This is a genomic window from Echinicola sediminis, from assembly GCF_054777495.1.
Genome location: NZ_BAAHAP010000153.1, coordinates 1 through 7,956 on the forward strand (window position 1 = coordinate 1; position 7,956 = coordinate 7,956).

3 protein-coding genes and 1 pseudogene are annotated in these 7,956 nt (G+C 38.3%); all 4 read left to right on the forward strand.

The window, feature by feature from the left end; all coding sequences use genetic code 11:
* Window positions 1–697 precede the first annotated feature (697 nt).
* The gene (locus ACYVAA_RS21570; protein WP_460545855.1) at window positions 698–3,892 is read left to right on the forward strand and encodes a SusC/RagA family TonB-linked outer membrane protein; all 3,195 of its coding nucleotides are present in this window, start codon (window positions 698–700) and stop codon (window positions 3,890–3,892) included.
* Window positions 3,893–3,911: 19 nt separating this feature from the next.
* On the forward strand, window positions 3,912–5,630 hold the full coding sequence (locus ACYVAA_RS21575) for a RagB/SusD family nutrient uptake outer membrane protein (protein ID WP_460545857.1): 1,719 nt from the start codon (window positions 3,912–3,914) through the stop codon (window positions 5,628–5,630).
* A 275-nt stretch (window positions 5,631–5,905) separates the two neighbouring features.
* Window positions 5,906–6,991: a prolyl oligopeptidase family serine peptidase gene (locus ACYVAA_RS21580; protein WP_460545859.1), complete on the forward strand. Its 1,086-nt coding sequence runs from the start codon at window positions 5,906–5,908 to the stop codon at window positions 6,989–6,991.
* Window positions 6,992–7,024: 33 nt separating this feature from the next.
* A pseudogene (locus tag ACYVAA_RS21585) lies at window positions 7,025–7,956 on the forward strand (L-alanine-DL-glutamate epimerase); the annotation flags it as partial.

Consider the following 7,956-nt stretch of genomic DNA (forward strand, 5'->3'; position numbering starts at 1 on the left):
GGGATTTTAATGTAGAAATGTGGAAAGAACTCTTTATTCGCAATTACTATAGTCTGAAAAAATAACCATTAAAGAATTCATTGTAAAATTTAATTTTTAGGGGGGAGTGTCAGTCCATCCCGATTTAGTCATTCCCCCTGAGTTTATTTGCCACTTTTAAATATTTTTCTTGACTTCAGTGATTGCAAATATTTTAACCTCTTGTCCAAAAAAAGTGTCAGTGGATGTTTACTTCCGAAGTTTTAAGTAGGTTTTAAAATTCTAATAACAAATTCAATGACGAAAGGGTCCTGTTGATATTATGTTAATGACAAATAAAAATGATTTTGTGGTTTTAGCTGTAAAAGAGTACTATTTGTTTCTGCATCCTTAACGGGGTTAGCTTAAGAATCCTTGGGTATACTTTTTTTAGATATTTACATTCAATAAAACATATTTAATGTATAAAATTTACTTTCTTTAGTTTTAATTTGTTTTTAAAAACATATGTTAAATATTAAATTTTTTAGAATTAATTATATAAAATATATGTTGTTAGTTAGCTGTATATAGGGATTGAAACTATTTAAAGCTGGGGTATTATTTAACGTTTTTTCGGGAACGTTCCCGCTAATTAATATTCCAAATTGTTTGAATATGTACTACTTACAGGGCTAAATTTTGACATGTTTTTAGCCATTTAACCCATATAAACAGTATGAAAAAAAATATATTAAAACAGATTGTTCTTCTAGTGTTTTTGATATGCCCTGGGGTGGTACATGCTCAAATTACCGTCTCAGGACAGGTGTCAGAAGCCAATGGAACATTGCCGGGAGCTAATATTGTAATCAAGGGTACAACAACGGGGACACAAACAGATCTAAACGGGAATTATACTTTAGAGGATGTCGATGGGGACGCCACCCTGGTGTTTAGTTATATAGGATTTAAATCCAAGGAAGTCATTATTAATGGAAGAGTAACGATTAATGTTACTCTAGAAGAGGATTCCGAAGGACTTGATGAGGTTGTAGTAATCGGTTATGGAACACAAAAGAAAGAAAATCTTACCGGGTCTGTTGATGTAATTGCGGGGGATCGTTTAAAGGACAGAGCAGCAAATAACGTGGCTGATCTGATAAAGGGGGCTTCGCCAAACTTAAATATTTCCATGAATATGCGAGGAGGGGAGCCAGGGACAGCAAGTAATTGGAACATAAGAGGGATGGGATCCCTAGAAGGAAATGCCTCACCATTAATACTAGTTGATGGAGTGGAGATGAATGTCAATAACATAGATCCAGAGTCAATAGAAAGTGTTTCTATTTTAAAAGATGCTTCGGCATCGGCAGTTTATGGATCAAGGGCTCCTTTTGGTGTAATTCTCATAACTACAAAGAAAGGGAGTAAGAATGGAGGCTTAAATGTTCAGTATTCAAATAATCTGGCTTTTGGGAAACCTGTAAGGTTGCCAAGTTTTGTGGATTCTTACACTTGGGCTACAGCTTATAATCAGGCGGCGGCCAACGCTGGGTTAAATGCCATTTACAGTGATGAGCAAATGGAACGTATCCAAGGATATTTAAATGGGACATTCCCTTATGAATACGACCCGGAAAATCCTATTAATAATATTTGGGCCGGACGTAGAAATGGTAATGCTAATTATGACTGGCCACATATTTTAATGGGAAACACAGCATTTAACCAAAAACATAATATCAATGTTTCGGGCGGCAATGAACGCAACCAATATTATGTTTCGGGAGGGTATGTGGAACAAAACGGTTTATATAGTTGGGGTAATGATAGTTTTAAACGCTATAACTTCATGACCAATTATAATGCAGAAATTACATCCTGGCTGAAATTCAATTCAAGTGTAAAATATGCCTATAATAAAAGTGACCATCCGATGGGGTATACCACAGTTGGTCGTGAGCATTTGTTTGATGGAATGTTCACCTTCGCCCCAATGATGCCCTTTTATAATATCAACGGAACTGTGCAAAGTCCTCTGGTTCGGAATTTACAGAGTTCAGGGAGGGATAAAGGCTATACAAATGATTTTTTTATCACCCTAGGAGGTGAATTAGAGCCTATCAAGGGCTGGAAAACTTCGTTCTCATTTAATCATAACAATCAAGGCCATCGCAGTACTTCCAACCCTAAGCCTGTCCCAGTTGAGTTAGGTACCGGGGAGTTCGGTAATATAGGAAAAGCTGTTTTGGGATATAAAACCTCATTTTCGCAAAATATATATACGATGATCAATGGTATCACTTCATATGAGAAAACTTTTGAGGATCACTATTTCAAGGCATTGGCGGGTTATGAGCAAGAGTATCGATTTTATACAGGAATTACGGGTAACGGGAGTAATTTGATCAGTGGGGAAGTCCCTTCTATTAGTACTTCATTAGGAGAACGTAGTTTGGATGATATGATTTATCATTGGGCTACTCAAGGGATCTTCGGAAGGGTAAATTATAATTTCAAAGAAAAATACCTATTTGAATTTAGTGCAAGGTATAATGGTTCATCTCGATTTGCACCGGATAATCGTTGGGGTTTCTTTCCATCAGGTTCAGTAGGTTATGCTATTTCAGAGGAAAACTTTTGGGAACCGTTAAGGGATTTTGCCAATTTCTTTAAAGTTAGGGCATCCTATGGTTCATTGGGAAATCAAAATGTGACCACATCAGGAACACACAATGTTAGGAATTATCGCTATTTGTCAACTATGCCAACGGGTAGTCAACTTAATTGGATAATTAATGGAGAAAGGCCTGCATATGCAAGCGTTCCTGCCCTTATAAGTGATGATCTAACTTGGGAAACCATTACTTCTGTTAATATTGGTATCGATGCGGGCTTTTGGGAAAACCAATTAAACGTAACAATAGATTGGTTTAACAGAGTGACAGCGGACATGGTAGGACCCGCTCTTTCATTACCTTATCAATTAGGTTCTCCAGCTCCAAGAACAAATAATGCAGAACTATCCACTAAAGGATATGAAATCGTGGTGTCATGGAGAGATAATCCTTCGGCCAGTTTTGGGTATAATGCCAGCGTAAGTCTGGGGGACAATCGTTCCAAAATACTAAAATATAGGAATGATGAAGGGGTTATTGATAATTGGTATGCCGGCAAACGAGTAGGTGAAGTATGGGGATTTGAGTCTGATGGCCTTATCCAAAATGAAGGGGAGGAAATGGCAGATCAATCTAGATATCATAGTCAGTGGGGACCAGGTGACATGAAATATAAGGACCTAAATGGAGATGGAGTCATAAATGATGGGCAAAGGACTTTAGATAACCATGGTGACCTTAAGATAATAGGTAATAATCAACCAAGATATAATATTGGTATCACAGGAGGTATAAACTGGAAAGACTTCGATTTTTCCATGTTTTGGCAAGGTGTTGGTAAACAGGATTATTATCCTCAACTAAATTCTTCAATATTCTGGGGAGCAATCTTTAATTGGCCAGGTTCTGCAATTTTCAAGGATTCATATAATCTTGATTATTGGAGGCCATCCAATGAAACCAACATATTAGGGCCTAACACTGATGCCTTTCTTCCTAAGCCCTACTTTACTGCTGAGACTAATAAGAATCGTCAAGTCCAAAGTCGATATTTAATTAATGCAGCTTATTTGCGCCTAAGGAATATTCAGTTGGGATACTCTTTGCCCAACGAGTTTTTGAGTCGTTTTAACATCAGTAGGTTAAGAATATATGTTTCTGGAGAAAATTTATTGTTGATTACAAGGGTGCCAAAAGTTTTGGATCCTGAAACCATGATAGCATCGGATGCAAGTTTCGGGGGATACCGGACCACTGGACAAATTTATCCCAATACTAAATCTTTCTCATTTGGTTTAAACCTTACTTTCTAAATTTTAATTCTGGAATATTATGAATAAATATATTTTAATAGTTACTATAATACTAGTGGTGGTTAATAGCTCCTGTCAGAGTGATTTTCTTGACCGTGAGCCCCTAGATGCTACATCATCGGATATCTTCTTTGATACGCCCGAGCAAATGCGCGCTTATCTAAACACTTTCTACAACAGCAACAATTTTCCTAGGTATGCAAATCATGGTAGTGATTTTGACAGTGATAACGAAGTGGCTGGCACTCCGGATTTGAGGCTTCAGGGAACAAGAGTGGCTATTCCAACAGGAAGTATAAATTTCGGAGATGTCCGAAGTATCAACTTTTTCTTCGACAATTATCACAGAGTTAAAGCAAACCATTCCTTAATAGATTATCAGCAGTATCTGGGAGAAGCATATTTCTTTAGGGCAGTTATTTACTTTAATTTGATGCGCAACTATGGGGATATCCAAATTCTGACGAAGGAATTAGGACCCGATTCACCAGAATTGTATAATGCTCGTGATCCTCGTAATGAGGTAGCCGATTTTATTATTCATCAGTTGGATTCAGCTGCAATTTACCTTTCTGAAGATAAAACAACTGGGGCTGGGCGCATAAACCGGTGGATGGCCTTGCTGATCCAAAGCCGGGTAGCTCTCTATGAAGGGGCATGGGAAAAATATCATGAGGGGACTGATTTCGGTGTGGAAAACGCTGACCCAGATAAATATTTCGCCAAAGCAGTGGAAGCAGCGGAAAAACTTATCGATTCTGGAATATATGAGGTTTACAATACAGGGAATCCAGAAGAAGACTATAAAAACTTATTCTCCCTGTTGGATTATTCCTCAAATAGTGAATTGATGTTTTGGCAGAATTTTGACCAGAGCATCACCCAGGGAGATGGAAGTTTTACTAATGATCGATTTTTCCGAATGAGGACCCCTAGCAATAAGACCATTACCAAACAATTAGCTGATGCATACCTTTGTATAGATGGTAAACCCATTTCAGGAAGCCCACTTTTTGGAGGGTATAATTTATTAGCTACTGAAGCTCAAAACCGTGATCCCCGATTTTACCAAACCATTGCTACACCGGAGCAGGTATGGCAAATTCTTCCTAATGAGCAATTGGAATATTGGAGCAGTGTTTACAATAGTCTTAATACTACAGCTGATTATAATGCTCCTAGTGGTTATATCATTCAGAAAGGATATAACCCAAATACTGCCTACCATGTTCAACAGTATGAAGAATCTCCTGGCTTAATTTACAGGTATGCCGAAGCACTTCTCAATTTTGCAGAAGCCAAAGCTGAATTAGGTGTAATTACACAAGAGGATATTAATAAATCAATAAAGTTACTAAGAGATAGAGTGGGAATGCCAAACCTTGTTTTGAGTGAAATAACGACTGACCCGGACTGGCATTTTCCTGATTTGTCCCCAGTCATCAATGAGATTAGACGTGAACGCAGGGTCGAGTTGGCAGGGGAAGGCTTTAGGTGGGACGATATAGCAAGGTGGGCAGCAGCTGATGAACTGATTGTGGGAACAAGACCAAAGGGGTTTATGGCATCACAAATTAAAGAAAATCCCTTTCCGGTTGATGAAAATGGTTTTCTAGATCCTTTTCAAAATGCAATGCCCAATGGCTATGGTTTCAAACTGGACAGAGATTACCTTAACTCAATTCCCGAAAGTCAAATTGTTCTAAATGACAATTTAACACAGAACCCAGGTTGGTGATGGTGTTTCGGTAAATAATTTCTTGTTTGGATAAAGCCTCAACCAATATGAGCCTAACTGGCTAAAACTAGCCATGTCTTATGACAATATAGGGGAGGAGAAATTGTACATACCTCCTTGCATAAGGGAGGTACAAAATTAAGGAGTGGATGAACACTTCAGCAGCAGAATTATCAGAAAGTTGATTTATGTATATACTAATTTACTTCCATCGATTAATGATCGCAATCTCTTGTATTGGGGTATCTTATTCAATATCACACAATTCTAGAAATATGATTGAAGAGGATGTAAACGCGGACTCATTGTGGAATAGGATTGCAGGTCATTTTGAACCGCCCCGATCTTATCAGAAAGAATTTGGTGACTTTAGATCCCCACTCAAATTTTACGATGGCCGAACGGTCAAGGATCCGGAAGACTGGTATGAAAGGAGGGCTGAAATTAAACAACACTGGCATGAATTGATGGGAGAATGGCCTGAATTTCTTACTGATCAAAAACTTCATATTATCGATACTGTTCCAAAAGAAAAATACATACAGTATAGGGTAAGTTTTGACTGGCTTCCGAATAAAAAAACGCAAGGATATTTGTTGATCCCAAAGGAAGAGGGAATAAAGCCCGCAGTGATTACCGTTTTTTATGAACCAGAAACGGCTATTGGTGAGGGGAAAGCGGACCGTGATTTTGCTAGGCAATTGGCCAATCGAGGTTTTGTGACATTATCAATAGGAACGAAGAAGGAGTCAAAGAGTGGTATATATTCTTTATTTTATCCTTCCTTGGAGGATGCCCAGGTACAGCCCTTGTCGATGTTGGGATATGCAGCTGCGAATGGTTGGCATGTTTTGGCCAAACATCCAGCTGTAGACCCTACCAAGATTGGGATAATGGGACATTCATTCGGAGGAAAGTGGGCAATGTTTGCTTCAAGCTTGTTTGATGGATTTGCTTGTGGAGTATGGTCCGATCCCGGTGTTGTGTTTGATGAGACTAAAGGGGCTGCCGTAAACTATTGGGAACCTTGGTATCTGGGCTATTATCCGCCACCTTGGAAGAATACTTGGAGTACATCCAGTTTGGAAAATGAAGGGAAAGGACTGTACACAAAGTTATTAAAGGAGGGATATGATCTTCATGAATTACATGCATTAATGGCTCCGCGGCCATTTTTGGTCTCAGGAGGATCCTCTGATCCTGTTGATAGATGGATCGCATTGAACCATGCCATAGAAGTCAACAAACTATTGGGATATGAAAACAGGGTGGCAATGACAAACCGTCAAGACCATTCACCAAATAAATATTCCAATGAGCAGGCTTATTTATTTCTTGAATATTTTTTGAAGCATAAGTGAGAACTACGGTAGTAATTGAAAATAAACAGGAGGATGAACAGACGATATTTTTTACGACAAGGAGCAGCTGCAATAGCATCTATGAGTTTATTACAAGGTTATTCCATGAAAAACGAGATGGGAAAGAATAGAAAGCATTTAGAAATAAGAAACGGATATTCAAATTTTAATAGAGAGAAACTACTATATCCATTTGGTTTTAAAGGCGGATACCTAACAGAGCTTTGGCAAGTGGCTACCCTGATAAAGGACTCCAATGGAAATGCAGGTCTCGGCCTAGCCACTCAAAGTGTACTTTATGGCGATGCCAAAGTGTTTGCCTCAAATTCGGAAGCCGGAGGTAATGCACAAATGTTTGTTATTTTGAATAAAGCAGTAGACAAATTGAAAGGGAGCTCCTTCGAATCTCCAATTGCTGCGATCGATAATATTCTCCCAGAAATTTATGAAGAGGCAAAGTGGTTAACTGGACATGCGGATTTGAACATCAACTTTGTCTATAATGCCCTAGTAAGCATTGATAATGCCCTTTGGATGTGTTTTGCCAAAAGAAATGATACGCTAAGTTTCAGAGAGGTATTACCCTTGGACTACCGGGAAGCGCTTTCATTCAGAAATAAAAAGGTAGCAGTCATGTACCAAGTTTCATATGGAATGAACTTATTGTCCATCAAAAAGGCCGCTGAGGATGGTTATTTTGTTTTCAAAATTAAGACAGGACAGCCTGCTACGGAGGAAGAAATGCTTCAAAAGGATAAAGAACGTTTGCTTGAAGTTCACGGGGTATTGAAAAACTTTGAGTCTGATCAAACCACTTCAGGGAAACTATATTATACAATGGATGCCAATGGTCGCTATAATAATAAGAGCTCAATCCAATCTTATCTAGATTATGCTAAGAAAATTGGTGCATTCGAACATATTCTTCTTTATGAAGAACCTTTTAATGATAAAAATCAAGAAAA

Excerpts from the sequence above, each read along its gene's own strand:
- ACYVAA_RS21570 (WP_460545855.1), top strand. The coding sequence starts at position 698 with ATGAAAAAAAATATATTAAAACAGATTGTTCTTCTAGTGTTTTTGATA.
- ACYVAA_RS21575 (WP_460545857.1), top strand. The coding sequence starts at position 3,912 with ATGAATAAATATATTTTAATAGTTACTATAATACTAGTGGTGGTTAAT.
- ACYVAA_RS21580 (WP_460545859.1), top strand. The coding sequence starts at position 5,906 with ATGATTGAAGAGGATGTAAACGCGGACTCATTGTGGAATAGGATTGCA.